Annotated in this window: 1 protein-coding gene; it reads left to right on the top strand. The window is 61.1% G+C overall.

The annotated features are described in order from the left end of the window. Positions 1-5 precede the first annotated feature (5 nt). A partial coding sequence (locus B3Q33_RS06900; protein WP_286827311.1) for an AarF/UbiB family protein occupies positions 6-457 on the top strand: 452 nt, incomplete at its 3' end.

Below are 457 nucleotides of genomic sequence, written 5' to 3'. Positions count from 1 at the left end.
TCCCCGTGAGCATTCTCCACACCGGCAAAGATCTGTTACGCATGAATGAGCTGGCCACCATTCTGCTCAAATACGGCTTTGCCGACGTAATTCGTCGACTGGGGCTTTCCACTCCGGTGGAACATGCCGGCAAGCTGGTGCGCAGTTCCATGCGCCCGGACATGCTGCGCATGGGTACCGCCGAGCGACTGCGCCATGCCATGGAAGAGATGGGCCCCACTTTCGTCAAACTCGGGCAGGTACTGGCCACCCGGGTGGACCTGTTCCCGCTGGACTGGATTGCCGAGTTCGAGAAGCTTCAGGACCAGGCCACCGCCATCCCCTATGAAGAACTGGTCCCCCATCTCGAAGCGGCCCTGGGCAAATCTCTGGAGTCGGCTTTTGCCCGCATCGATCCCAAACCCATTGGTGTCGCCTCCATCGGTCAGGTGCACAGCGGCCTTACCCGCCGTGGCCA

Origin of the sequence: Alcanivorax sp. UBA3183, from assembly GCF_002364155.1 — a bacterium.
In the GTDB taxonomy this organism is placed as follows: domain Bacteria; phylum Pseudomonadota; class Gammaproteobacteria; order Pseudomonadales; family Alcanivoracaceae; genus Alcanivorax; species Alcanivorax jadensis.
Note: the sequence above shows the minus strand (reverse complement) of the source record. Positions and strands in the feature narration are given on the sequence as shown.